We start from the raw sequence: 25064 nt of genomic DNA, 5'->3' as shown, positions 1-25064 counted from the left end.
AAACAAGCTTATGAAACAATCAGAATACATTCAATCCTTCATCAAAGGGGATTGGAAATCAGGCATTGCTGTCTTTTTAGTCGCATTGCCCCTTTGCTTAGGCATTGCTCTCGCATCAGGAGCCCCCTTATTGGCCGGCTTAGTGGCTGGAATAGTAGGAGGAACACTTGTCTCTCTTTTATCTGGATCAGAACTATCTGTAAGTGGTCCAGCGGCTGGTCTAACCATTATTGTCGCAACGGCAATTGGTGACTTAGGTTCTTTCCCTGGATTTTTAGTTGCCGTGATTATCGCTGGCTTATTTCAGGTAGCTTTAGGCTTATTGAAAATGGGAAAGATAGGCGGATTTTTTCCTTCCTCAGTCATTCGAGGCATGTTAGTGGCTATAGGAATTGTCATTATTTTAAAACAGATCCCGCATGCGATTGGGGATGATTTGGACTTTATTGGAGAGTTTGAATTTGACCAAAAAGATGGAGAAAATACCTTTACGGAGATTTTGAAATCGCTCGCAGACATTAAAATAGGGGCTTTAATCATCTCATTTATTGGACTCGTCATTTTATTTTCTTGGACGAAACTAGGCCAAAAATTCACTTGGATGAATGCCCTACCTGCCTCCCTTTTTGTCGTGTTAGCTGGGGTAGGAATCAATGAAGGACTAGCTAGTTGGAACCCGGACTGGTACTTAGGAGATTCGAAGGATCACATGGTTAACCTTCCCATCTTTGCGTCCACCAGCGAAATCTTTGCAGGACTCATCTCTCCTGACTGGAGCTTTTTAAGTAACCCGAAGGTCTATTCCATCGCAATAACTCTGGCCATAGTCGCGACTTTAGAATCACTTTTATCACTGGAGGCGACTGATTCCTTAGATCCCTTAAAAAGAATATCCTCTCCAGATAGAGAATTACTTGCCCAGGGAGCAGGGAATATCGTGAGTGGATTGCTGGGCGGGCTGCCTATTACTTCAGTTATTGTACGCTCCTCAACTAACGTATATTCGGGAGGAAAAAGTCGTATGTCCGGATTCTTTCACGGTATTTTATTAATCGTGGCGGTCATGCTTTTGCCGTTTTATTTAAACAAAATCCCACTCGCCTGCCTGGCCAGTATCCTGTTATACACAGGCTATAAACTGGCTCATCCTAAGGAATTCAAAAAAGTATTTGCAGAAGGCTGGAAACAATATGTCCCCTTTTTAGTCACCGTAGCTGTGGTGGTAGGAGTAGATTTATTGTGGGGAATTTTCATAGGGACATTAGTAGGTTTGGCATTTGTGATCATTACTAATTATTCGTCGGTATTTACGGTATTCAAAAATGGGAATGATATTCTAATTAAATTCCAGAAGGATGTGACATTCCTACACAAAATGTCATTAAAAGAGACCTTACGAAAAATACCAGCAGGTTCAGAAGTATTTATTGATGCAACTAAGGTTCATTTTATGGATCACGATATCAATCTTCTGATCCAAGAGTTTATGAGTACAGCAAACGAACGCGGCATAGGAGTCGATCTAAAAAAGAAATAACATGAATGAATATAAAAAATTACTACTGAGCAATAAAGCTTGGGCAAGCGAGCGTCTAGAATTAGACTCAACCTATTTTGATAATTTATCGAAAGAACAAAACCCGCTGTTCCTATGGATCGGATGTGCCGATAGCCGGGTTCCAGCTGAGGAAATCACGCATGCGGATCCCGGTGATATTTTCGTACACCGAAATGTGGCAAACATGGTCGTGCATACGGATATCAATCTGTTGTCCGTCTTGCAATATGCCGTAGAAGTTTTAGAGGTAAAACACATTATTGTGTGTGGCCATTATAATTGTGGTGGGGTAAAGGCAGCCATGACAAACCATGATTTCGGGCTAATCAACAAGTGGCTACGGAATATCAAGGAAGTCTACGAGAAACACTACGAAGATCTACATGACATCACGGATGAGACCGCTCGATTTAATAAACTAGTGGAATTGAACGTGGCAGAACAGATTCAGAATTTGGCCAAAACGACCATCGTCCAAAAGGCCTGGTCAAATAGACAATTACCGCACTTGCACGGATGGGTATTTGATATTCACCATGGCGAAATCAAGGAAATCATCAATATCAACGCGGGCGAATGGACAAGCCCCGTTTTCCATTACGATTTTTAACAAAAATAGGGGGCCGCTGCGCGGCCCCCTATTTACTTATTTTCTAATAACTAGACTGTCGTCTTGATTTTCAATTCATCTAACTGCGCTTGCGCCAGTGGAGATGGAGAATCAATCATCACATCACGCCCAGCATTGTTCTTAGGGAATGCGATGTAATCTCGGATCGAATCTGTTCCTCCGAAAAGCGAGCAGAGGCGGTCAAATCCAAAAGCCAATCCACCGTGTGGCGGCGCTCCATATTCAAAGGCATCTAATAAGAAGCCGAATTGTGATTGCGCCTCCTCTGGAGTAAATCCAAGGACTTCAAACATTTTCGATTGCAGGTCTTTTTGGAAGATACGAATCGAACCTCCTCCTACTTCCACGCCATTCACGACTAAATCGTAGGCGTTCGCACGCACTTTACCGAATTCCCCCGCTAACATCAATGGAATATCCTCCGGCTTCGGGCTCGTAAATGGATGGTGCATCGCGAACCAGCGATCTTCTTCCTCACCGTATTCTAATAGTGGGAAATCCACTACCCAGTGTACTTTATAGTTATTCGGATCACGCAATCCCATACGCGTTCCCATTTCTAAACGTAATTCATTCAATTGCTTGCGTACTTTATCTCCTTCTCCAGAAAGCACAAGGATCAAGTCGCCTGGCTTTGCATTAAACGCTGCAGCCCATTTCGCTAAATCTTCTTCTGAGTAAAATTTATCTACGGATGATTTCACTACGCCATCCGCTTGAACACGCGCATAAATCAATCCTTTTGCACCAATTTGTGGTCGACGAACGAAATCAGTTAATTCATCGATTTGCTTGCGGGTATATTCGGCTGCACCCTTCACGCAAATACCAACTACCGTGTCCGCTGCATCGAAAACTTGGAAATCTTTGCCAGATGTCAAGTCAACGCCATCGCCTTTCAATTCCACGAATTTCATATCAAAACGAATGTCAGGCTTGTCCGAACCGTAGTTTTTCATCGCATCCGCGTAAGTCATGCGAGGCACTTGGCCGATGTCAAGGCCTTTTACGTTTTGGAACAAATGACGAATTAATCCTTCAAACATATTCAAGACATCTTCTTGCTCCACGAAGGACATCTCACAGTCGATCTGCGTAAATTCTGGCTGGCGATCTGCACGTAAATCTTCGTCACGGAAACACTTCACAATTTGGTAGTAACGGTCAAAACCGGATACCATCAATAATTGCTTGAAGGTCTGTGGAGACTGAGGCAAAGCATAAAATTCACCTGGATTCATGCGAGAAGGCACCACGAAATCGCGCGCACCTTCTGGCGTTGATTTGATTAAAACGGGCGTTTCTACCTCTATAAAATCTTGCTTATCTAAGTAGTTACGCACTTCACGACCTACGTGGTGACGCAACTGCAAACTCTCGCGAATCGGATTACGACGCAAGTCTAAATAGCGGTATTTCATGCGGATATCATCACCGCCATCTGTCTCGTCTTCGATTAAAAAAGGAGGCAATTTAGCGGGATTCAATACGCGTAACTCACTCACTTTGATTTCAATATCGCCGGTAGGCATCTTGTCATTTTTAGACAAACGCTCTACCACTGTACCTTTTGCTTCTACAACGAATTCACGACCTAAACCTCTTGCTAATGCCAAAGCCTCCGCAGACGATTTCCCTTCCTCTAACATCAATTGAGTAACCCCGTAACGATCTCGAAGATCCACCCAAATCATCCCCCCTTTATCTCGTGAACGCTGAACCCAGCCACAAAGAGTTACCTCGGTGCCGGCGTGCTCGATGCGCAATTCGCCATTTGTATGTGTACGTAGCATAGTAAATATTAAAATTCGGGCAAAATTACGGAAAAGGTCAGGGAGTGAAAAACATTTAGGGCTTTATTCTTTTTTACTTAATTTTGAACATGAGCAAAATCGGAATTGTTGGTTCAGGAATGGGCGGTCTAGGTCTAGCGATTCGCAGCGCGGTGGCAGGACATGAAGTGACTGTCTTTGAGGCGAATCCCTACGTGGGCGGCAAGCTTGCTCAGATTGAAAAAGACGGCTTCCGTTTTGATGCCGGTCCTTCCCTCTTCACGATGCCTCTTTTAGTAGATGAACTCTTCACGCTAGCAGGCAAAAATCCCCGTGACTATTTCAGCTATGAGCGATTGCCGGAGATTTGCCGCTACTTTTGGGAAGATGGCACGCGATTGCAGACGAATGCCGCACCCGCAGAAACAGCGGCGGCGATTGCTTCTCAATTGGGCGAATCAGCCGAAAACGTGTCCGCCTTTTTACGCGAGATCGGAGAAAACTACCACATCATCAGCGAACTGTTTTTAGACAACTCTTTGCATTCCTTGTCCACCTGGACAGGGCCAAAAGCCCTCAAAGGTTACCTCAATATCCCGCGTCTTGGCTTATTCAGCACGATGCACCGCTCGCACGAAAAGCGCTTTAAAAATCCGAAAACGGTGCAATTATTCGACCGCTATGCGACCTATAATGGCTCTGATCCTTACCAAACGCCCGCGACATTATCGATCATTCCGCACTTAGAATACAACATAGGCGCCTTTTTCCCAAAAGGAGGCATCATCAGCATTCCGCGTGCCCTGCACAAACTAGCGACGGAATTAGGCGTGAAGTTTCAGTTAGGAGAAAAGGTATCTCAAATCACCACATCGAATAATACCGCCACCGGTCTTGCGACCGATAAAGGCTCGTATGACTTCGATTACATTGCCAGCAACGCGGATATTCGGCCGAGTTACGAGAAATTACTAACCCAAGAACCGGCACCCAAGAAGCTATTAAACCAGCCCAAATCCAGCTCCGGCATCATCTTCTACTGGGGAATGGACCGCAGTTTCGACGAATTAGGGGTGCACAATATCTTCTTTTCAGACGATTATCAGGGCGAATTCAAAGCGATCTTCGAAGACAAAACCATCAACGACGACCCCACGATTTACCTGCACATCTCTTCGAAAGTGGAGAAAGCGGATGCCCCGGAAGGCGGCGAAAACTGGTTTATCCTCATGAATGTTCCTGCGAATGAGGGACAGGACTGGGATGCCTTGGTCGCGAAAATGCGCAAAAATGTGATTGCAAAATTATCGCGTAACTTAGGCGTAGACATCGAGAAACACATCGTCGCCGAGGACCTATTAGACCCACGCAGCATCGAGGCCAGAACTTCGTCAGCTGGGGGAGCTTTGTATGGAAATGCCTCTAACAACCGCTTTGCGGCCTTTTTACGTCATCCGAATTACCGAAAAGCCATCAAAAACCTCTATTGGGTAGGCGGTAGCGTTCATCCCGGCGGTGGAATTCCGCTTTGTTTATCTTCGGCAAAAATTGCGGCGAAGCTTTTTGCAGAAAATGCGTAATTTCGCCTATTCATTGATATATAATTATGATTCAAAGACCACAAACCCTTTTCTTAGCCTTAGCGATTATTGGCAATGCCATCGCGACGTCAGGCATTTCTATTTGGCAAAAAATAGGCACCTCAGGCCAAAAAGTGGAGCTTTTCTCCAACCAATGGCAATTATTCCAAAATGGTAAAGAAGTAGCCGCACACAGCAACATCGCGATCGCTCTTTTAGTGACTTTATCGACGGTTATCACGCTAATAACGATTTTCTCTTTCAAAAACCGCATGCGTCAAATGATGTTAGGCTTGGTCAATTCCCTAGTTTTAGCGGGAGCGATGGGCTATGCTTTTTGGGTGATTTTCAAGGAGGCCATGCCTACATTTGAACCAGAAATTCAAGGAAAATATGGCTATGGATTCTACGCTTTAGTGGTTTCACTTTTAGCGAATATGATTGCGAACCGTTTGATCCGCAAGGATGAGATGTTAGTGCAATCGTCGAACAGAATGCGCTAAGCTAGATTTTAGACGATACCCTCTTTCAATAGGTCGTGGAGATGTACAAATCCCACGGCCTTTTTATTTGCCGTCACGACCAGTTGTGTGATATTTTTACTTTGCATGATGGCCAAAGCCTCCGTGGCAAATGCCTCCGCATCTATCGTCTTCGGCGTCGTATTCATCATCTGAACTAGCGAAATCGCAGACCAATCCTTTGAATTCTCTAAGGTACGACGAACGTCTCCGTCGGTAATGATTCCTACTAAATCGCCTTTCGGATCTAGCACCGCCGTCGCGCCTAAACGCTTCGAAGAGATCTCATGGATGGCCTCTTGAATGGTGGCCGTTTCTACTATGGCAGGAAAATCGTGGGTCGGGTAAATATCACCCACTTTTAAATAGAGCCGTTTACCTAGGGCGCCGCCTGGATGGTATTTGGCAAAATCCTGCGCTGTAAATCCTTTACACTCTAACAAACAAACGGCTAAAGCATCGCCTAAAGCCAGTGCTACTGTAGTAGACGTGGTAGGCGCCAGGTTCAACATATCTGCCTCCTGGTCTGCCAATGCATGTAATATATAGTCAGATTGCTGTCCCAAATAAGAATTCTTATTCGACACCATCCCAATTAACTTTACTTTCAAGCGCTTTATCAAAGGCACTAACACCTTAATTTCCGGCGTATCTCCTGATTTCGAAATACAAATCACCGCATCCCCCTCCTGAATCATTCCCAAATCCCCATGAATCGCATCCGCCGCGTGCATAAACAAGGCTGGCGTCCCCGTGGAATTCATCGTAGCTACAATTTTCTGCGCAATAATGGCTGACTTACCGATTCCCGTGAACACAATACGCCCGGGAATACTCAACAAATGTTCCACACAGGCCTCAAAATCCGAATTAATTCCGGCGCTCACTTGCAGAATAGCCTCAGCTTCTTGTGTTAAAACTTTTTTTGCTGTGGATTGGATATTTTTGCTTAATTTCAATGTTAGAAGAATTTGTAGGGCAAAGATAAGTAGAAGCCCTCAGACTGTAACAATCGCCGAAACAACACATCAAACAATATATGCCCCATCCAATGACCATCGATAGCTTAAAGGAACAGCTAAAAAAAACCTTTGGATTTAGCCAATTTCGGGGAGAGCAAGAAGCCATCATTCTGAATACCATCCAAGGTAAAAACAGCTTTGTATTAATGCCTACTGGCGCTGGCAAGTCACTTTGCTATCAATTGCCTGCGATTGTGATGGAAGGAACGGCGATTGTCATCTCGCCTTTGATTGCTTTGATGAAGAATCAAGTGGATCAAATGGTGGCGTTTGGTATTAATGCCCAATTCTTAAATTCCTCTTTAACGCGCGCAGAAATCAATCGCGTAAAAGCCGAAGTAATCTCAGGAGCCGTAAAATTATTGTACATCGCCCCGGAATCACTGAATAAACAAGAGAACCTAAACTTCTTAAAACAGGCTAAAATCTCATTTGTAGCGATCGACGAGGCCCACTGTATCTCCGAATGGGGGCACGATTTCAGACCTGAATACCGTAAAATACGCACGATCATCGAGAGCATCGATGAGAAAATGCCTATAATTGCTTTAACAGCAACAGCTACACCTAAAGTGCAAATCGACATCCAAAAGACCCTGAATCTGGAAGATGCGACCGTTTTCAAATCATCATTCAACCGTAAGAATCTGTATTATGAGATTCGCTCGAAGAAGGATATCGATAAACAATTAATTCGTTTTATTAAATCGCACAACGGCAAGGCGGGTATCATTTATTGCCTTTCGAGAAAGCGCGTAGAGGAAATTGCTGAATTATTGCACGTAAATAGCGTGAAAGCCCTTCCCTACCACGCAGGTCTTGAGCCGCAAGTGCGTATGGCGAACCAAGAAGCCTTCTTGAATGAGGAAGTAGATGTGATGGTGGCGACCATTGCCTTTGGAATGGGAATAGACAAACCAGATGTGCGTTTTGTGATTCACTATGATGCCCCTAAGTCCCTCGAGGGCTATTATCAGGAAACTGGGCGTGCAGGGCGCGATGGTTTGGATGGTACGTGTATTCTTTTCTACACCTACGATGATATCCTGAAATTAGACAAGTTTAATAAAGATAAAGCCGTAACTGAGAAGGAGAATGCGAAAATCCTCCTTTCTGAAATGGTGTATTATACAAATATTGGTGTTTGTCGCCGAAAGCAATTACTCCATTATTTTGGGGAGCATATGGCAGAAAACTGTGGTTTCTGCGATAATTGTATGCACCCTACACCTACATTTAAGGCGGAAGACGAGGTAAGCCTTGTCCTAAAAGCGGTGCAACAAACCGGCGAGCAATTCGATGCGGAGCATATTGCCGACTTCTTAGAAGGTAAATCAAATTCCTTTATTCAAAGCCACGAGCAGGAGAAATTATCTTTGTTCGGTACAGGGAAAACGGTTTCTTGGATCTCTCCAGAAATAGATGAAGAGGACGATGACGACGAGGATGAAGATGGAGATGAGGACACACCTAAGAAGTCCAAGATGCGAAAAACAGCATCGAAACCGGTACCCATCGAAGATGAAAAATCGGCTTGGATTTCATTCATTAAGCAGATGGCCATTTTCGGGCTACTCGATAAGGATATCGAGAATTATGGAGTTCTAAAGATTTCCGAAGCAGGCGCAGCTTTCTTACAGCAATCCTTCCCGGTGACTTTCTACAAAGACCATGATTACGAAAAAGAGGCGGAGCCAGCTGAAAATGAAGACGAAGGGGCTGCTTTAGGGGCCAAAGCCTACGATGATGCCCTCTTTGATATATTAAAAACCTTGCGCAAGAAGATCGCGAAGGAGAAAAATTTACCGCCTTACGTGATTTTCCAAGATCCATCTTTGGAAGAAATGGCCACCACTTATCCGACTACACAGGATGAAATGGCCCAAATCAACGGTGTGGGAATGGGTAAGGTCGTGAAATTCGGTAAGCCTTTCCTAGATGTGATTAATCGCTACGTGGAAGAAAACGAGATTGAGACGGCGAAAGAGGTAGTGGTAAAATCCACTGTTAACAAGTCTAAAATCAAGATTTACATCATCCAACAAGTCGATCGCAAAATCGATTTAGACCTGATCGCCGAACAGAAAGAGGTAAGCATGGCAGAATTAATCGAAGAGATTGAGACCATTTGCTTCTCGGGAACGAAATTAAACCTCGATTACTATATTAATCAAGTTATAGAGCTTGATAAACAAGAAGAAATCTACGAATACTTTATGTCAGCGGACACGGATGATATCGTAGAGGCCTTAGAAAATTGTGATATTGAAGACGTAACAGAGGAAGAACTTCGTTTAATGCGCATTAAATTTTTGAGTGAATTAGCCAATTAATCAACATATGAACGTTTTAATTTTAGGTGCTGGAGGCCGTGAACACGCATTTTCTTGGAAGATTAGCCAAAGCCCTATCCTAGGTAAGCTTTACATTGCACCTGGTAATCCAGGTACCGCACAATGCGGAACGAATTTAGCGATTAGCATAACGGATTTTGAAGGGATCGCCGCGGCGATTCGCACACATGATATCGGATTAGTGGTCGTAGGGCCAGAGGAGCCCCTAGTGAAAGGGGTTCGTGATTTCATTGAATCACAGGAAGATCTGAAACACGTAGGAATCGTAGGTCCAGGTGCGGAAGGTGCCCAAATCGAAGGCAGCAAAGATTTCTCAAAGAATTTTATGCACAAGTATGGCATCCCAACTGCCGCTTCCCAAACCTTTACCAAAGACACGATCGCGGACGGTTTAGCCTATTTACAGACACAATCCTTACCGATTGTTTTAAAAGCAGACGGCTTAGCAGCAGGGAAAGGCGTAATAATTGCCTTGACTTTAGCAGAAGCAGAGACCGCCTTGAATGAAATGCTGTTAGATGCCAAATTCGGTGACGCAAGTTCTAAAGTGGTCATCGAGCAATTCCTTCGTGGAATTGAATTATCCGTATTTGTGTTAACCGATGGCGAAAACTATGTGGTTTTACCTGAGGCGAAAGATTACAAACGCATTGGAGAAAACGACGAAGGTTTAAATACCGGCGGTATGGGAGCAGTTTCTCCCGTTCCTTTCGCAAACGCGAAGTTTATGGAAGTGGTTCGCGTGAAAGTGATAGAACCGACAGTGAAAGGTTTAAAATCAGAAAATATTGACTACAAAGGATTCATCTTCATCGGATTAATGAACCATGAAGGCGAGCCTTACGTCATCGAATATAACGCAAGAATGGGAGATCCGGAAACGGAAGTGGTTTTACCTAGAATCGAATCAGATTTCCTATCTTTGCTAATTGCGGCCTCGAATGGCACGCTGAGCGAACAAAAAATTTCCATTTTGGACCAATACGCCGTAACGACTATGTTAGTGGCGGGCGGATATCCAGAGGAATACCGCAAAGGCGATGTGTTATCGGGTCTAGAAAAAGTGGAAGACGCGATTGTTTTCCACGCAGGAACGACGTCAAAAGACGGCGAAATTAGTACCAGTGGCGGTCGAGTTATGGCCTTAACTGGAACTTCGAATACCTTGGAGAGAGCGATCCAAAAATCACAGAAGGCCGCCCAAACCATTCAATTCGAAGGTAAAAACTTTAGAAGAGACATCGGATTAGATGTATTAAGATATGGCATGTAAATCGTGTTCCAGTGGGTCATGTGGCTCTACCAGCACTAGCGGAGAGGTAAAAGGCTGTCAAAGTAATGGCGGTTGTGGCTCAGGTGGTTGCAATAAAATGAACGTTTTTGACTGGTTGTCAGACTTAGACGTCCCTTCTTTTCAACGCTACCACATCGTGGAAGTGAAGTTCAAAGGAGGTAGAAAAGAATATTTCCGCAATGTAGATCAATTAGAACTACATACAGGGGACTCCGTCATGGTCGATTCGAGCAGCGGAACCCAGCTAGGCGTCGTTTCCCTTCAGGGTGAACTTGTTCGACTTCAATTGTTAAAGAAGAACATTAAAGACGATGATAAGGTCAAAAATATATTCCGCTTAGCGACAGATAAAGATATCGAAAAGCATGAGCAAGCCATGGCACGCGACCTGCCTACGATGTACCGCGGTCGTCAAATCATTAGTGATTTAAAGCTAAATATGAAGCTTTCGGATGTCGAATTTCAATCCGATGGCATGAAAGCAATCTTCTATTATTCATCAGAAGACCGCGTCGATTTCCGTGAATTAATCAAGTTACTCGCGACCGAATTCAAGATTCGCGTCGAGATGAAACAGATTTCCCTTCGCCAAGAGGCGGGAAGATTAGGCGGAATCGGGGTTTGCGGGCGCGAATTATGTTGCTCGACCTGGTTAACTGACTTCAAAAATGTGACCACCTCAGCGGCTCGTTATCAAAACTTGTCACTGAATCCTGTCAAACTAAGTGGACAATGTGGTCGTTTGAAATGCTGTTTGAACTACGAGTTAGAGACCTATATGGATGCTCTAAAGAATATCCCTACGATCGAGGGGCGCTTGAAAACTAAACGTGGCGAGGCCGTCTTACAGAAGACCGATATCTTCAAAAGAATGATGTGGTTTGGGATTGTGGGCGAAGAGGCAATCTGGATTCCAGTGAGCTGTGATCGCGTAGCGGAAATTGTTGATCTAAATAAGAAAGGAATCATTCCAGAGTCGTTTGAGGATCTAAATCCAGATGCTCCTGCGGTGGAAAAACCTACATTATCCGAATTAAACTCTGATTTAGAGCGGATGGATAAGAAATACGGTGGTGCTGCGAAATCAGGCAATCGTAATAACAGAAACAACCGCGGAAATCGTGACGGTGGAAATCGCGGACCACGTCCTGATCGCGGACCGCGCCCTCCAAGACCGGAAGGTGAAAACCGTGGACCAAAACCGGAAGGCCAGAATAGAGGACCTCGTCCAGAACGTGGACCGCGCCCTCCAAGACCAGAAGGTGAGAACCGCGGACCAAGACCGGAAGGGCAAAATCGCCCAGACGGAGCAGTGCCAGCATCTGAAGGTGGATCGGCTACACCTAAACCATTCAAGAAGAAAAAGAAGTTTAAACCAAGACCTCCGAGAGATGGTGCAGCGCCTACCCCTGAAGCTTAGTCTAGGATTCATTTTCCTGTTGGAGCTGTTGTTTTTTGCCTGTAGTGATTCCGGTGTACTTATTGATGAGTCTCGTAACTTTTCTGCATCTGGGTGGATACAAAAACAGCCTCTGCAGTATAATGTGACTATTCCAGCAGATTCCGCAAGTTATGCCCTCTATGTGGTGGTGCGCCAAAATAACGCCTACCCTTTTTACAATTTATATTTCAGTCCAAGCATATTAGATGAAAGCGGCAAAACACTACAGAGAGGATTAGCCGAAGCCATTTTATATGACCCGAAAACGGGAAAACCGAAAGGCGCTGGCTTTGGCGATATCTATGAGAAAAAATTCTTAGTATATCCGTCCTTAAAATTTCCTAAAAAAGGGGCCTATAAAATCCAAATTGAACAATCGATGCGGGTAGATACACTAGCAGGAATGGTTTCGATTGGACTGCTTTTAGAAAAAAACTAGCATGGCAAAAATAGACGATATCGATAAAAAAATCCTCTCGTTTCTACACGAAGATGCGTTTCTTTCTAATAAAGAGATGGCGCAACGACTAGGAATGAGTGCCACTCCTATCCATGAACGTATTAAACGAATGGAAAAAGAAGGTGTCATCACGGGATATCGTGCAATGATCAATCCAGCTAAACTGGGGAAAACATTAACCGTTTTTTGTGATATCTCCTTAAAAGAACATGCCGCAGCTTATTTGAACCAATTCGAAAAGGATGTAATGAACCTAGAAGAAGTTGCGGAATGCTATTGCGTCTCAGGCCAAAGCGATTTTCTTCTAAAAATTGTGGTTGCAGACATGGACGAATACCGTGAATTCATTTTGCACAAATTAGCGAGCATAAAAAATATTGGCAATGCACAGAGCCATTTCGTCATGAACGAAGTAGAAAATGAGCACTTTATGCCTTGGATTTCAAATTCTTTAACCAATTAAGCCTATAAGTTAGGGTAAACTTTTCCTCGGATTTGATTACCTTAGTATGAAAACCTATTACTATGAATAAAATTACAAAGACTATCTTGTCGGTATTGACCATTGCCTTGATCTTAGGTTTGGCGTTTTATCCGAAGATCAAAAAGACTTTTTTCACTGCTGAAACCAAAGAAAAAGGGAAAGAAAAAGGGGGCCCAGGTGGCAAAGGAGGCAAAACAGCCGTGATTGTGACCGTAGTAAAATCGACTCGTTTAGATGACATGATTAGTTCGACAGGGTCTATTTTACCTAATGAAGAGGTCGAAATTCGTTCAGAAATCGCTGGACGTATCATTTTACTTAACATTAAAGAAGGTGATATAGTAGCAAAAGGCACTGTTTTACTACGCATCAACGATGATGATTTGCAGGCTCGTCTTCGCAAACTTGGTTTTAATAAGAAATTAGCAGAAGATAATGAGGCCCGCCAAAAAGTACTACTTCAAAAAGAAGCCATCTCTCAACGTGAATATGATATTGCCGTGAACTCGGTCAATACCATTTCGGCAGACATCGAAGACTTAAAAGCGCAAATTTTAAAGTCAACAATCCGAGCTCCTTTTGCGGGAAGAATCGGATTCCGTTATGTGAGTATGGGAAGTTATATCTCACCTAGCACACAAATTGCGACCTTGACTAATACGAATCCCGCAAAAATCGAATTCTCCATCCCTGCGAAATATGCGACTCAGGTTAAAAATGGTGGAACCATCGAGTTTTTAACGGAGAACGAGGAGAAGACCTTTACCGGTCGAGTATATGCCATCGACCCGAAGATAGACCCACAAACAAGAACCTTGCAAATTCGTGCGCAAGCACCCAATCCTGGAAATCAATTAGTTCCGGGAGCCTTTGCAAAAGTGAATTTGATCTTAAAAACAAAAGGATCGGCCATTCTAATACCGACCGAATCCATCATTCCTGAGGCAAAAGGAAACAAAGTTTTTGTCGTTAAAAATGGTAAAGCTATTTCTACGAAAGTGACATTAGGGACGCGTGGAGACAAGACAGTGGAAATCTTAGATGGTTTAGCTATCGGAGATACCTTGATAACGAACGGTATCATTCAAGTGAAACCAGATGGGGATGTAGAAATTAAAGAAGTCGTAAAATAAACTAACTATGGCATCTTTCTCAGAGATTAGCATAAAAAGACCGGTACTTGCGATTGTGATGTCCATCACGATCATTGTATTTGGTATCATCGGATATACCTATTTAGGTGTTCGGGAATATCCTTCCGTAGATCCGCCAGTGGTAAACGTGCAAACGTCCTATACTGGAGCAAATGCAGATATTATTGAATCCCAAATCACGGAGCCTTTAGAGGAGTCCATCAATGGTATCGCTGGTATTCGTACCCTTTCCAGCTCGAGCCGGGATGGACGTTCCAGTATCACCGTCGAGTTTGACTTGTCGGTTAACATCGAAGATGCAGCGAACGACGTACGTGACCGGGTATCTCGCTCGATGGGGCAATTGCCTAAGGACGTAGATCCACCTATCGTAGCGAAAGCCGATGCGGACGCTAACCCTATTTATAACATTAACGTATTCTCTTCTACGCGTAACTTGCTGTCATTAAATGAATTAGCTACGCGTAATATTAAGGAAAAGTTTCAAACGATTCCTGGCGTAAGCTCTGTCCAATTATGGGGAGAGCAGAAATATGCCATGCGTTTGCACATCGATCCAGAACGCTTAGCTTCGTTCCGTTTGACTGCACCTGATATTGTGAATGCTTTGGCAAAACAAAACATCGAATTGCCTTCAGGTAGTATCGAAGGGGCGAATACAGAATTAACTGTGAGAACGCAAGGTCGAATGACCACAGAGGAGGATTTCAATAATTTGATTATCAAGGAGGAAGGCGATCGCTCGGTGAAATTCTCGGACGTAGGTAGAGCAGAATTATCGCCAGAAAACAATAAAACCTTTTTTAAGCGTGATTTAAAGCCGATGATTTCCATCGCCGTTATTCCACAGCCAGGCTCAAACCAAATTCAAATCGTTGATGCCATCCATAAAAAAGTAGAACAAATTCGCTTGACTTTGCCAGCTGATGTGGAAATGAAGGAAGGTTTTGATAATACGAAATATGTTCGCAAATCAATTGAAGAGGTGGAAGAGACTATCTTGACGGCGATTTTATTGGTGACCATCATTATCTTCTTGTTCCTGCGTGACTGGAGATCAACCATCATCCCATTAACCGCTATTCCGGTCAGTTTGATCGGGGTATTCTTCTTTATGTATTTAGCAGGCTTCTCTATCAACGTATTGACCTTATTAGGTATCGTACTTTCGATTGGACTCGTAGTGGATGATGCGATTGTGGTATTAGAGAATATTTATACCAAAATTGAAGAGGGCCTTAGCCCGTGGGAAGCCGCGGTCGAAGGGTCGAAAGAGATCTATTTTGCTGTCATTTCGACGACTGTAACCCTTGCTGCGGTATTCTTACCGGTGATTTTCTTGCAAGGAATTACGGGGCGTTTATTCCGTGAATTCGGAATTGTGGTGGCAGGTTCTGTGATTATTTCTGCCTTTGTTTCCTTGACCTTAACCCCGATGTTAAGCTCGCGTTTATTAAAAGGAAACCATACGAAACCCTGGTTCTATACCGTAACCGAACCCTTCTTTGTTGCTTTAACAAAAGGATATCAAGATTCGCTAGCCGCCTTTATTAAGATTCGCTGGATGGCTTGGGTGATTATGTTCTCCCTGTTTGGCATTATTTTTGCCCTATTTAAATACGAAGCGATTCCATCGGAATTAGCTCCGTTAGAGGATCGAGGTGGTCTTCGTGTAAATGCGGTGGCTCCAGAAGGGGCAACCTTTGAATATATGCTGAACTACACGGATGAGATGGCCAAATTCTTAATGACCGCCATCCCTGCTAAAGAACGCTATGCTGTTTATTCGATTACCTCCCCTCCTTTTGGAAGTGGTGGTTCGAATACAGGAACTATGAGAGTGATTTTAGCTGATCCGGAAGGTCGCAGAACGCAGCAACAAATTGCGGAAGAAATTCAGCCAAAGATTAAGAAATTTACGGGTGCGCGTGCTACTTTAATTCAAGAACCTACCCTTTCTACAGGTCAGCGTGGAGGTGGCGGTCTGCCGGTGGCTTTCGTTATTCAAGCATCAACCTTCGAAAGCTTGAAAAAGAACATCCCCTTGTTCATGGCTAAAGTACGCGAGAGTTCGAAGTTCGAGGTGGCAGATGTCAACCTACGTTTTACTAAGCCAGAATTACGTCTAGAAATCAACCGAGATAAAGCGCAAAATTTGGGGATTTCCATTCAAGATGTGGCGACAACCTTACAATTAGGTTTATCTGGTAGACGTTTTGGCTACTTCGTGATGGATGGTAAACAATACCAAATCATCGGTCAGATCGACCGTCCGATGCGGAATGATGTGACCGATTTAAAGTCACTTTATGTGAAAAATAACCGGGGTGATTTGATCCAATTGGACAATTTAGTAAAGATTACGGAGCAAAGTACGCCGCCGCAACTTTTCCGCTATAACCGCTACGTGGCCGCTACGGTGACCGCGCAAATGGCGAAAGGGGTAACCTTAGGGGAAGCCCTAAACGAGATGGATAAATTAGCGAAGGAGACTTTTGACGTATCTTTCTCTACTGCTTATGATGGCCAAAGTAAGGAATTCAAAGAGTCTAGCTCTTCCCTTCTTTTCGCCTTTGCTTTAGCGATTTTATTGATCTATTTAATCCTTTCTGCCCAATTCGAAAGCTTTATCGATCCATTTATCATCTTGTTTACCGTTCCATTAGCAGTGGCAGGTGCCTTATTAACGCTTTGGGACTTTAGCCAAACATTGAATATTTTCTCCCAAATTGGTATCATCGTCCTCATCGGTCTAGTAACCAAAAATGGTATCTTGATCGTGGAGTTCGCGAACCAGCGGAAGGAGACCGGTTCAGAGAAAACAAAAGCGGTTCAAGAAGCGGCAGTTGCTCGTTTCCGTCCGATTATCATGACCTCGCTTTGTACCATCTTAGGTATTTTGCCAATTGCCTTAGCTCTAGGTTCAGGATCTCAAAGTAGAGTTTCTATGGGTATCGCGGTAGTAGGTGGCATGTTATTCTCTACAACCTTAACCTTGTACATCATTCCAGCGATTTACAGTTATTTATCGAGTAACCGCAAACCAGTACATGCCGAATAAAGAAATTTGGATGCAACGCGCCTTTGACCTAGCCCTATTAGGCTCAGGGCGTGTTGCACCTAATCCTTTAGTAGGCTGTGTAATCGTTAAAGACGAGCACATCATAGGTGAAGGTTATCACCAACAGTTTGGAGGTCCACATGCTGAAGTGAATGCGATTCATAACGCTAGCGAATCAGTTGAAGGCGCGACAGCCTTTGTGACTTTAGAACCTTGCTCGCATTTTGGCAAAACACCCCCCTGTGCAGATTTATTGATTCAATCTGGCATCGCTAGAGTCTACATCGCAAACTTGGATCCTAATCCACTCGTAGCGGGTAAAGGAGTAGAGAAACTAGAGGCGGCGGGTATCACCTGCCATATCGGACTACTGGCCGAAACAGGTGAATGGATGAATCGCCATTTCTTCACCTTCCATCGACTAAGAAGGCCCTATATTACCTTCAAATACGCGGTTAGTTCCGATGGCTTCATCGCAGGCCCATCGGGTGTCCCCGTTCAAATATCTACTGAACTTTCAGCCATTCGCGTACATCAAATGCGAGCAGAGCACCAAGGAATTTTAGTAGGCGTTCAAACGATCATCAACGATAATCCTTCTTTAACCACTCGTTTGGTGGCTGGTACGAATCCCATCCGAATCGTCTTAGATCCGTCTGGCAGAATACCCTCAACGGCAAAAGTCCTACAGGATGGCGGGGAAACACGTGTTTTAAAGTCCACTTCGGAAATACCACAGCTTGGAATTCAATCAATCCTAGTAGAAGGAGGAGCGAAGACGATGGAAAGATTGTTTGTGGAGGGTATTGTGGATGAGATTTGGAAAATAAGAAGTCCTAAATCATTAAATGAAGGAATTCCTGAGCCGAAACTACCTGTGAAATGGCGAGCGATCGATTACCTAGGGGATGATACCTGGTTTAAAGCAGTCCTAAAACCTGCCCCAGCAAGTACATATTCAAGCCCAGAATAATCGCAGTGATCACCCAAACGATTCCTTGTAACAGAGGTGAATTTGCGAACTTACCCATCTTCTGTTTATCCCCAGTAAACATGACTAGCGGAATTACCGCAAAGCTCAACTGCATTGATAAGATGACCTGAGAGAAAACCAACAGCTCCCCTATCTTCGATTCACCGTAAATCCAGGTAATGAAAAAGGCCGGAATGATAGCAATCAAACGCGTAATCAAACGCCTTAACCAAGGGGCAATCCGTAGATCTAGGAAACCTTCCATGACGATTTGGCCGGCTAGGGTTCCGGTGAGGGTAGCGTTTTGGCCTGAAGCTAAAAGGGCTACAGCGAACAGGATACTAGCGAGCTGACTACCTAATACTGGATCCAATAATTGATAGGCATCCCGAATATCAGCAACGTGCGTCAAATTGTTCCCGTGGAAAGCAGCTGCCGCTAAGATTAATATCCCCGCATTAATAAAAAAGGCTAAACCTAAGGAAATCGTCGAATCCCAGGTAGCATATTTAATGGCTTTCTCCTTATCCTCTTCCGTGTCCTTGATGGCCCTGGTTTGGACGATACTCGAGTGTAAATACAAGTTATGAGGCATCACTGTCGCACCTAAAATACCAATCGCCACGTAGAGTTGGCTTGGATTCATCACGACGGAGGATTGCGGAACAAGGCCTGCCATTATGCCCGAAATAGAAGGCTGAGAAATAAACAACTCATAGGCAAAGCAGCAGACGATGACAATGAGCAAGGATAAAACGATGGATTCGATGACTTTGAAGCCCTTGTTTTGGAAGTATAAAATCAGAAAAACATCTAATATTGTGATGACAATACCGGCCAGAATCGGGATTCCGAAGAGCAATTGCAACGCTAATGCTGACCCGATAACTTCGGCTAAATCGCAAGCTGCAATGGCAATTTCACAGACCACCCAGAGAAAAATAGCCACCGGTTTAGAAAAGGCATCCCCACAAGCCTGAGCTAAATCGCGACCTGAAGCGACCCCTAACTTTAAGGCTAAATGCTGTAAAACAATCGCAAAAATGCTTGAAATAAGGATGACAGATAACAACGTATATCCGAAGGAGGCTCCTCCTGCTAAATCCGTCGCCCAGTTACCCGGATCCATATAGCCTACCGCAACTAAAAAGCCCGGTCCCATGAATGCACGTAAATTCTTCCAAAATCCATTCCCCGTAGGCACGGGAATCGTCCCAAACACTTCGGAGAGGGATTTCATTTTAGGACTAGAACGCCATGGACTCGACATAACTCAAAATTTTGTACAATTTAAAAATAATTTTTAGATTAACCTAAAAATTTAATTTGCTATCTTTACCGCATGGCAATTTCATTCACAGAGGAAAACTACTTAAAGGTTATTCACAGGCTCTCAGAGGCAACTTCTGAGGACATTTCAACGAACGCAGTCGCAGAGTTAATGCAGACGAAAGCCGCATCGGTGACGGATATGTTGCGTAAACTTGCCGATAAAGGCTGGGTGAATTACCAAAAATACCAAGGGGTTCGTCTAAGTGCAGAGGGCGAAAAAATTGCGTTGTCGATTGTACGAAAGCACCGACTTTGGGAAGTCTTCTTAGTAGACAAAATGGGCTTTAATTGGGATGAGGTGCACGAAATTGCAGAACAACTCGAGCACATCGAATCAGATCAATTAGTAAACAAATTAGATGAATACCTCGGTTTCCCTAAGACGGATCCACACGGCGATCCCATCCCAAACAAGGACGGAATTCTACCTGAATTAGCCTATTCTCATCTATCTGATATCAAGGCAACTAAAACCTGTAAACTGATGGGGGTGGCACAAGATTCAGCCGTATTCCTTCAGTTATTAACTAAATTAAATCTGAATTTAGGGGCAAAGTTAGACATAAAAGAGATCAACGAATTCGACCGATCTATCTTCGTTTCGATTAACGACACAGCTCCCATTTTCATTAGTCATGAAGTGGCGAAAAATATCCTCGTAAAAATCTTAGCTTAATAAATCGAGTACCTCGTCTTCGCTCAAAGCGCGTAGGATACTCTCATCGGATGTCACAAGCTCTGAAGCTAAATCCTTTTTGCGTTGTTGTAACGCCAGAATCTTCTCTTCCACCGTTTCTTTCGAAATGAACTTATAGGTGAATACGGTTTTCTTTTGGCCTATACGGTGTGCACGGTCAATGGCCTGAGCCTCCGCTGCTGGATTCCACCACGGATCTAACAAGAACACGTAATCTGCCGCGGTTAAGTTCAATCCTACCCCACCTGCCTTTAAGGAGATTAAGAAAACGGATTGCCCATCATCCTTTTGGAAACTTTCTACTTGACCCTTCCGGTCTACCGTACTACCATCTAGGTACGCATAGGCAATTCCACGTTCTTCTAGGGCCGCTTTGATCAAGTTCAAGTGCTGCACAAATTGACTAAAGATTAACACCTTATGGTGCTGCTCTAAGACCGTCTCTAATTTTTCTAAAACGGCTTCCATTTTTCCTGAATCGCCAGTATAGCCTTCCTCGCACAGCGATGGATGGTTCGCAAGCTGACGCAATTTTGTCAAACCCTGCAAGACAGAGAAGCGCGATTTTTGTAAACCTTCGTCCTTAATCTGCTTCAATAATACGTCACGGTAGAACGATTTCGTCTTATCGTATAAGCGCTCCTGCTCCTCGGTCATCGAGCAATACGTCACCGATTCCATTTTCTCAGGTAAATCAGCCGCTACCTGACGTTTTTCGCGACGTAATAAATAAGGCTTAATTAAGAAATATAGACGCTTTTTCTTCTCCATATCAGCCTTCTTCTCGATAGGCAATTGGAAATGGTCCTTGAAATAACGTTGGGTTCCGAGTAATCCGGTATTCACGAAATTCATTTGGGACCAAAGATCCATCGTCGAATTCTCTAACGGAGTTCCCGTCATGACAAGGCGGAATTTCGCATTTAATTTCTGAACGGCTTTGGTAATATTCGCTAAAGGATTCTTTATCGCCTGGGACTCATCTAATATCACGTACGAGAAGGCTTGCTTTTCGAACCATTCAATGTCCGAACGCACCATACCGAATGAGCACAATAGTAGGTCAACCTTTCCGATTTGCGCCTGCAATTTCTCTCTTTGTGGCCCGCTATAGACTAAAACGCGTAACTGCGGTGTAAATTTCTTCGCCTCCATCTCCCAGTTATATAAAAGAGAAGTAGGCATCACGAGCAAAGTAGGCAAGGTCTCGCCTTGTTCCTTCAGGCTCTGTAATAAACATAGGGTCTGCACCGTTTTTCCAAGACCCATATCATCCGCTAAACAAGCCCCTAAGCCAGCCGCCTGACGCGTGCGCATCCAACGGTAGCCTTCCAATTGATAAGGACGTAAAGTTCCTTTAAAGTTCTTAGGTACAGGATATTCTTTCGCTTCGAGCGCTAAATCGTTCACCGTTTTCGAGCGCAAGGCTGTCTTCACTAGATCCTGATTCTCCCACTCTTGAACTAGCTGGTAATGTTGACGACGCAAGAACACGCCTTCTTCTCCGGGACGTGTCTCGGAGAAATAGAATAGATCTTGGTAATCATGGAACCAATTATCCGGAATCATCGCAATGGACCCGTCCGGCAGATGGAATTCTTTCTTCTTTTGTAAGATCAACTGACGAATTTTCAAGAAGGGAATTTGGAACTCCCCAAACGAAATAATGGCTTGAATGTCAAACCAGTCTAGTTTTTCACCAATGCGAATATTGATTTCTGGCTTTCCTAAGAAATAGCGGGGAGCTTGACCATCCCCTTTGAACTGCACCACAAATGCTGCTTGATCCAAAGCTTCTTTGTTCGCCGTTAACCACTGAACCGCCTCACCACGTTGCATAAAGGCACGTCCATCGTTCTCCATCTTTAGACCTAAGGTCTTCAGTTGTTGAAAAGCGCGTTTTTCCTTTACGTGTGAACGCATGATCTTTTGGAAGGCAAAACTATCCGCTTTCTTCTCAAAAAGTACGTTAGCCTCAGAGGATAATCCATCCCAAGGAAAGCGGTTATTGCCATATTGAAAGGAGAGCACAAAATACCAGCGATCTGCTGCTTCTAGGGCTGCCTTCTTTTTCATCAACTCTGACTCTTCTAGCTTAGGCGCCAAAGGACCATAAGAAAGTAAGAATTGAACCGGTTTTTCTGTATTCGTAATCTCGAACCCTTTTGCATGCACCGGATAACGAGCTACCATTGCCTTCACAAATTTGCGGAAGTAATCTTCTTCCATGTTCTTGGGAATCGCAACGAATTTCTTATTTAAGAATGGGCGCAATTTTTTGCCCTCTAATTCTGGATTGAAGTGGTATAATTTTTGGTTCATCAGCATCCAAGCCGGCTCATCGCATAAAACGACCGCGTCTTTGTACTGGAACTCGAGCTTATTACCTAGGTACTTAAGCGTAGGAAAATAATGTGTATTCTCCTCATTACGCATGAAGTGAAACAAGACATCTACCGCCTCCGCTTCGATTTGCACGGCTTGACGCATCGGATTTCCATCATTTCCCATGATGAAAAGCGTCTTATCTGGACAGATTAATCCAAAAACTTGACCTCTTTTTTTCTCAATCACGGACATCACCGCCTCTTGAATCTCTTTCTCCCCTTTCTCCGCATCCCAAGTCTTCAAAAAGAATTCCTCCATCGTCTTCCGCTTCGAGGTATTGAACTTTTCGAAAACGGCTACGGGTTTCATGCTCTCGATCAAACCTACGGCCGTGCGATCACGGTCATCTAGCGCATGTTCAAATTCGTGAAAATTCCGGGAAGTAAGCGTTTGGTACTCCCATGTCAACTGACTCTTTTCATTTAATTGCACCACAAAGACTTCGAACAAATATCCAAGGCATTCGTGAGACAACAAAGAATAAACAACCTGGAAAGGTTTGTTAGGGGAGATTTTCATTTTTAAAACACCCGATTTCTCGGATTACAAGAGTCAAACCTTTAAAATTAAGGTTTTTTTCTCAATTGCAAGCAAGCCCAGTTGTTTTTTGATGCCTGTGCTATAAAATTAAGTTGCTGCTTTTCAGCGGATTCCAGTAAAAGTGGAATGTCTTCGGTATAGAAACCACTCAAAAATAGTAGGCCGTCGGGCTTAATGCGAACGGCATATTCAGCCATTTCAGCAAGTAAGATATTGCGATTGATATTAGCTAAAAGAACATCGTATTGTGTGTCATCTTCGTCCACGATAGTGCCCAGTCCAAAAGGAATTTCTTCACAGTCATTTAATCCCGCATTCTCCAACGAATTCTCGACTGACCATTCGTCAATGTCAAAACCACGCACGAAACCAGCACCACGCTTCTTTGCCACAAAAGCCAACAACCCGGTTCCCGTTCCAGCATCTAACACACTTTTACCAGCCAAATCGAAATCAAATAGTGCTGCAGTCATCAACGAAGTTGTTTCGTGGTGACCAGTGCCAAATGACATTTTGGGATTAATCACCACCTCCATTTGAAATCCTGGTTCAGAAGGATGAAAACTCGCGCGAATTAAGACTAAATCTTCAATTCGAATGGGATCATAATTGCTCTCCCACACCTCATTCCAATTTTGCTTCTCGATGCGATTCGTTTCGTAGGTCATTAAACCATAGCGAGACATGATTTCTGTCAAGGCTTCTTCAGAAAAATCTACCTCCGGGCAATAGGCAACCACACCGGTATCGGAATCTTCAAATATATCGAATTGAATTTCGCCTAGCTCAGCGACTAAAATATCAGACAGCTCAGGACTGGCTGTAATTTTCACTTGAATCGTAGACATAGAAATTAATTAGAAGGGGGCGTATTTTTCTTTCCGAAAACAGAAATACCGATATAGCGCTTAGGTTGCAATCTAAAATCAAGCAAGAGCTTGTCTAGATCCACTAGTGTTTTGTTTAATCCTACATATAAACTATCGTTCTTGATTAATTTACCCGCAGTTCCTTCTCCTCGTTCTAAACCTTGCACAATTTTCTTCAATGAAACGACGGCCAAATCCACTTCTCTTAACGTTTTGCCAATTCTTAAAGCCTGTAAAGAGTCCGCTACTGTATTGAATTTCGTCAATAAAGGACGTAATTGCTTCTCTGTCTCCATCAAATCTGCAGATAATATTTTCATATTAGCAGAGATTTGCGCCACATTTGCGCGGTTATCAGCTACGATTCCATTTACGGAACCATTGATATTAGAAACCGTCTCATTAGATGTTTTCAACAAGGTATTCAAATACGTTCCAGTATTATCAAACTTAGTGGAGATTTGGCGGAAAGAAACTAATAAAGAGTCCGCATTTGCAATCACAGGAATAGCCCGTTCTTTTAACAAGGATGTTACTCCTACCTCTGTTTCACCTTTCAAGAAAGAATCTTCAGGCAAATTGCCTTTCCCCTCTAATCGCAAACGAATAATTTTACCTCCTAATAAGGCTCCATCTGAAAGTACAGCCACTGTTTTATCTGGGATGACGATGTCCTGACTAAATCGCAGCGTAACGAGAATTTTATTTGCCTTAGTGGGTTGAATCTCGACTTTCTTCACCTTCCCTACTTCAATTCCATTTACCATTACCTGGTTTGAAACCATCAATCCATCTACATTTTCATATTCTACGTAATAGATACGAGCTGAGGAGAATACGTCGTTCCCTTTTAGAAAATTAAATCCGAAATAGAGGATTAAGAAGGCTAATAATGCCAAAAACCCTACTTTTAATTCATTGCTTTTGAACATT

Annotated in this window: 19 protein-coding genes; 13 read left to right on the top strand and 6 right to left on the bottom strand. The window is 43.6% G+C overall.

The genetic code is table 11. The features are described 5' to 3' along the window. The first annotated feature begins 10 nt into the window (after positions 1-10). Together ACILP5_RS04435 and ACILP5_RS04430 are read left to right on the top strand one after the other, a co-directional pair. A complete protein-coding gene (locus ACILP5_RS04435; protein ID WP_395617451.1) occupies positions 11-1537 on the top strand; it encodes a SulP family inorganic anion transporter in 1527 nt (508 codons plus the stop codon). 1 nt (position 1538) lies between these two features. Beyond that, complete coding sequence (locus tag ACILP5_RS04430) at positions 1539-2168, top strand: carbonic anhydrase (RefSeq protein WP_395617450.1); 630 nt, start codon at positions 1539-1541, stop codon at positions 2166-2168. 50 nt (positions 2169-2218) lie between these two features. Here the strand turns inward: ACILP5_RS04430 and aspS are convergent, their stop codons facing one another. Further along, positions 2219-3982, bottom strand: a complete 1764-nt coding sequence (gene aspS / locus ACILP5_RS04425; protein WP_395617449.1) for an aspartate--tRNA ligase — start codon at positions 3980-3982, stop codon at positions 2219-2221. A gap of 89 nt (positions 3983-4071) precedes the next feature. On the opposite strand from aspS, the gene crtD reads away from it, so the two are divergent. Both crtD and ACILP5_RS04415 read left to right on the top strand, forming a co-directional pair. Beyond that, the gene (crtD, locus tag ACILP5_RS04420; protein WP_395617448.1) at positions 4072-5541 is read left to right on the top strand and encodes a 1-hydroxycarotenoid 3,4-desaturase CrtD; all 1470 of its coding nucleotides are present in this window, start codon (positions 4072-4074) and stop codon (positions 5539-5541) included. A 26-nt stretch (positions 5542-5567) separates the two neighbouring features. Next, the gene (locus tag ACILP5_RS04415) at positions 5568-6044 is read left to right on the top strand and encodes a DUF4293 domain-containing protein (RefSeq protein WP_395617447.1); all 477 of its coding nucleotides are present in this window, start codon (positions 5568-5570) and stop codon (positions 6042-6044) included. 8 nt (positions 6045-6052) lie between these two features. On the opposite strand, the gene ACILP5_RS04410 is transcribed toward ACILP5_RS04415, so the two are convergent. After that, positions 6053-7021: an SIS domain-containing protein gene (locus ACILP5_RS04410; protein ID WP_395617446.1), complete on the bottom strand. Its 969-nt coding sequence runs from the start codon at positions 7019-7021 to the stop codon at positions 6053-6055. An 80-nt stretch (positions 7022-7101) separates the two neighbouring features. Here ACILP5_RS04410 and ACILP5_RS04405 point away from each other — a divergent pair, with 80 nt between their 5' ends. From ACILP5_RS04405 to ribD, 8 genes are all read left to right on the top strand, one after another. Continuing rightward, positions 7102-9417 (top strand): RecQ family ATP-dependent DNA helicase, encoded by a 2316-nt coding sequence (locus ACILP5_RS04405; protein ID WP_395617445.1) that lies wholly within the window; start codon positions 7102-7104, stop codon positions 9415-9417. 7 nt (positions 9418-9424) lie between these two features. Continuing rightward, positions 9425-10711 carry a phosphoribosylamine--glycine ligase gene (purD, locus tag ACILP5_RS04400; protein WP_395617444.1) on the top strand — a complete coding sequence of 429 codons (1287 nt, stop codon included), beginning with the start codon at positions 9425-9427 and terminating at the stop codon, positions 10709-10711. Further along, positions 10701-12152, top strand: a complete 1452-nt coding sequence (locus ACILP5_RS04395) for a stage 0 sporulation family protein (RefSeq protein ID WP_395617443.1) — start codon at positions 10701-10703, stop codon at positions 12150-12152. Before purD ends, ACILP5_RS04395 begins: the two co-directional genes overlap by 11 nt. Further along, a complete protein-coding gene (locus ACILP5_RS04390) occupies positions 12124-12612 on the top strand; it encodes a gliding motility lipoprotein GldH (protein ID WP_395617442.1) in 489 nt (162 codons plus the stop codon). Before ACILP5_RS04395 ends, ACILP5_RS04390 begins: the two co-directional genes overlap by 29 nt. 1 nt (position 12613) lies before the next feature. Continuing rightward, positions 12614-13096 carry an Lrp/AsnC family transcriptional regulator gene (locus tag ACILP5_RS04385; protein WP_395617441.1) on the top strand — a complete coding sequence of 161 codons (483 nt, stop codon included), beginning with the start codon at positions 12614-12616 and terminating at the stop codon, positions 13094-13096. A gap of 62 nt (positions 13097-13158) precedes the next feature. Next, positions 13159-14250 carry an efflux RND transporter periplasmic adaptor subunit gene (locus tag ACILP5_RS04380; protein ID WP_395617440.1) on the top strand — a complete coding sequence of 364 codons (1092 nt, stop codon included), beginning with the start codon at positions 13159-13161 and terminating at the stop codon, positions 14248-14250. Between the two features lie 7 nt (positions 14251-14257). Next, positions 14258-17332 (top strand): efflux RND transporter permease subunit, encoded by a 3075-nt coding sequence (locus tag ACILP5_RS04375; RefSeq protein ID WP_395617439.1) that lies wholly within the window; start codon positions 14258-14260, stop codon positions 17330-17332. Next, entirely contained in the window at positions 17322-18305 is a 984-nt protein-coding gene (gene ribD / locus ACILP5_RS04370; RefSeq protein ID WP_395617438.1) for a bifunctional diaminohydroxyphosphoribosylaminopyrimidine deaminase/5-amino-6-(5-phosphoribosylamino)uracil reductase RibD, read from the top strand. Before ACILP5_RS04375 ends, ribD begins: the two co-directional genes overlap by 11 nt. On the opposite strand, the gene ACILP5_RS04365 is transcribed toward ribD, so the two are convergent. Beyond that, complete coding sequence (locus ACILP5_RS04365; RefSeq protein WP_395617437.1) at positions 18253-19575, bottom strand: Nramp family divalent metal transporter; 1323 nt, start codon at positions 19573-19575, stop codon at positions 18253-18255. The two genes, ribD and ACILP5_RS04365, sit on opposite strands and share 53 nt — an antisense overlap. Positions 19576-19647: 72 nt before the next feature. Between ACILP5_RS04365 and ACILP5_RS04360 the strand changes: the two genes are divergently transcribed. Beyond that, complete coding sequence (locus ACILP5_RS04360) at positions 19648-20313, top strand: metal-dependent transcriptional regulator (RefSeq protein ID WP_395617436.1); 666 nt, start codon at positions 19648-19650, stop codon at positions 20311-20313. Here the strand turns inward: ACILP5_RS04360 and ACILP5_RS04355 are convergent. From ACILP5_RS04355 to ACILP5_RS04345, 3 genes are read right to left on the bottom strand one after another with little or no spacing between them, the layout of a single operon-like run. After that, positions 20305-23241 (bottom strand): DEAD/DEAH box helicase, encoded by a 2937-nt coding sequence (locus ACILP5_RS04355; RefSeq protein WP_395617435.1) that lies wholly within the window; start codon positions 23239-23241, stop codon positions 20305-20307. The genes ACILP5_RS04360 and ACILP5_RS04355 overlap by 9 nt on opposite strands. Positions 23242-23288: 47 nt before the next feature. Beyond that, positions 23289-24110, bottom strand: coding sequence for a 50S ribosomal protein L11 methyltransferase (gene prmA / locus ACILP5_RS04350; RefSeq protein WP_395617434.1), 822 nt, complete (start codon positions 24108-24110; stop codon positions 23289-23291). A 5-nt stretch (positions 24111-24115) separates the two neighbouring features. Beyond that, positions 24116-25063 (bottom strand): MlaD family protein, encoded by a 948-nt coding sequence (locus tag ACILP5_RS04345; RefSeq protein WP_395617433.1) that lies wholly within the window; start codon positions 25061-25063, stop codon positions 24116-24118. Between the last annotated feature and the right edge of the window lies 1 nt (position 25064).

The organism is Aquirufa sp. (genome assembly GCF_044239315.1).
Lineage (GTDB): Bacteria > Bacteroidota > Bacteroidia > Cytophagales > Spirosomataceae > Aquirufa.
Note: the sequence above shows the minus strand (reverse complement) of the source record. Positions and strands in the feature narration are given on the sequence as shown.

What these genes read in the sequence shown, in the direction of transcription:
- ACILP5_RS04385 (WP_395617441.1), top strand. Translation starts at nt 12,614, where the DNA reads ATGGCAAAAATAGACGATATCGATAAAAAAATCCTCTCGTTTCTACAC.
- aspS (WP_395617449.1), bottom strand. Translation starts at nt 3,982, where the DNA reads ATGCTACGTACACATACAAATGGCGAATTGCGCATCGAGCACGCCGGC.
- crtD (WP_395617448.1), top strand. Translation starts at nt 4,072, where the DNA reads ATGAGCAAAATCGGAATTGTTGGTTCAGGAATGGGCGGTCTAGGTCTA.
- ACILP5_RS04380 (WP_395617440.1), top strand. Translation starts at nt 13,159, where the DNA reads ATGAATAAAATTACAAAGACTATCTTGTCGGTATTGACCATTGCCTTG.
- ribD (WP_395617438.1), top strand. Translation starts at nt 17,322, where the DNA reads ATGCCGAATAAAGAAATTTGGATGCAACGCGCCTTTGACCTAGCCCTA.
- ACILP5_RS04395 (WP_395617443.1), top strand. Translation starts at nt 10,701, where the DNA reads ATGGCATGTAAATCGTGTTCCAGTGGGTCATGTGGCTCTACCAGCACT.
- prmA (WP_395617434.1), bottom strand. Translation starts at nt 24,110, where the DNA reads ATGTCTACGATTCAAGTGAAAATTACAGCCAGTCCTGAGCTGTCTGAT.
- ACILP5_RS04435 (WP_395617451.1), top strand. Translation starts at nt 11, where the DNA reads ATGAAACAATCAGAATACATTCAATCCTTCATCAAAGGGGATTGGAAA.
- ACILP5_RS04360 (WP_395617436.1), top strand. Translation starts at nt 19,648, where the DNA reads ATGGCAATTTCATTCACAGAGGAAAACTACTTAAAGGTTATTCACAGG.
- ACILP5_RS04405 (WP_395617445.1), top strand. Translation starts at nt 7,102, where the DNA reads ATGCCCCATCCAATGACCATCGATAGCTTAAAGGAACAGCTAAAAAAA.
- purD (WP_395617444.1), top strand. Translation starts at nt 9,425, where the DNA reads ATGAACGTTTTAATTTTAGGTGCTGGAGGCCGTGAACACGCATTTTCT.
- ACILP5_RS04345 (WP_395617433.1), bottom strand. Translation starts at nt 25,063, where the DNA reads ATGTTCAAAAGCAATGAATTAAAAGTAGGGTTTTTGGCATTATTAGCC.
- ACILP5_RS04430 (WP_395617450.1), top strand. Translation starts at nt 1,539, where the DNA reads ATGAATGAATATAAAAAATTACTACTGAGCAATAAAGCTTGGGCAAGC.
- ACILP5_RS04375 (WP_395617439.1), top strand. Translation starts at nt 14,258, where the DNA reads ATGGCATCTTTCTCAGAGATTAGCATAAAAAGACCGGTACTTGCGATT.
- ACILP5_RS04365 (WP_395617437.1), bottom strand. Translation starts at nt 19,575, where the DNA reads ATGTCGAGTCCATGGCGTTCTAGTCCTAAAATGAAATCCCTCTCCGAA.
- ACILP5_RS04355 (WP_395617435.1), bottom strand. Translation starts at nt 23,241, where the DNA reads ATGAAAATCTCCCCTAACAAACCTTTCCAGGTTGTTTATTCTTTGTTG.
- ACILP5_RS04390 (WP_395617442.1), top strand. Translation starts at nt 12,124, where the DNA reads ATGGTGCAGCGCCTACCCCTGAAGCTTAGTCTAGGATTCATTTTCCTG.
- ACILP5_RS04415 (WP_395617447.1), top strand. Translation starts at nt 5,568, where the DNA reads ATGATTCAAAGACCACAAACCCTTTTCTTAGCCTTAGCGATTATTGGC.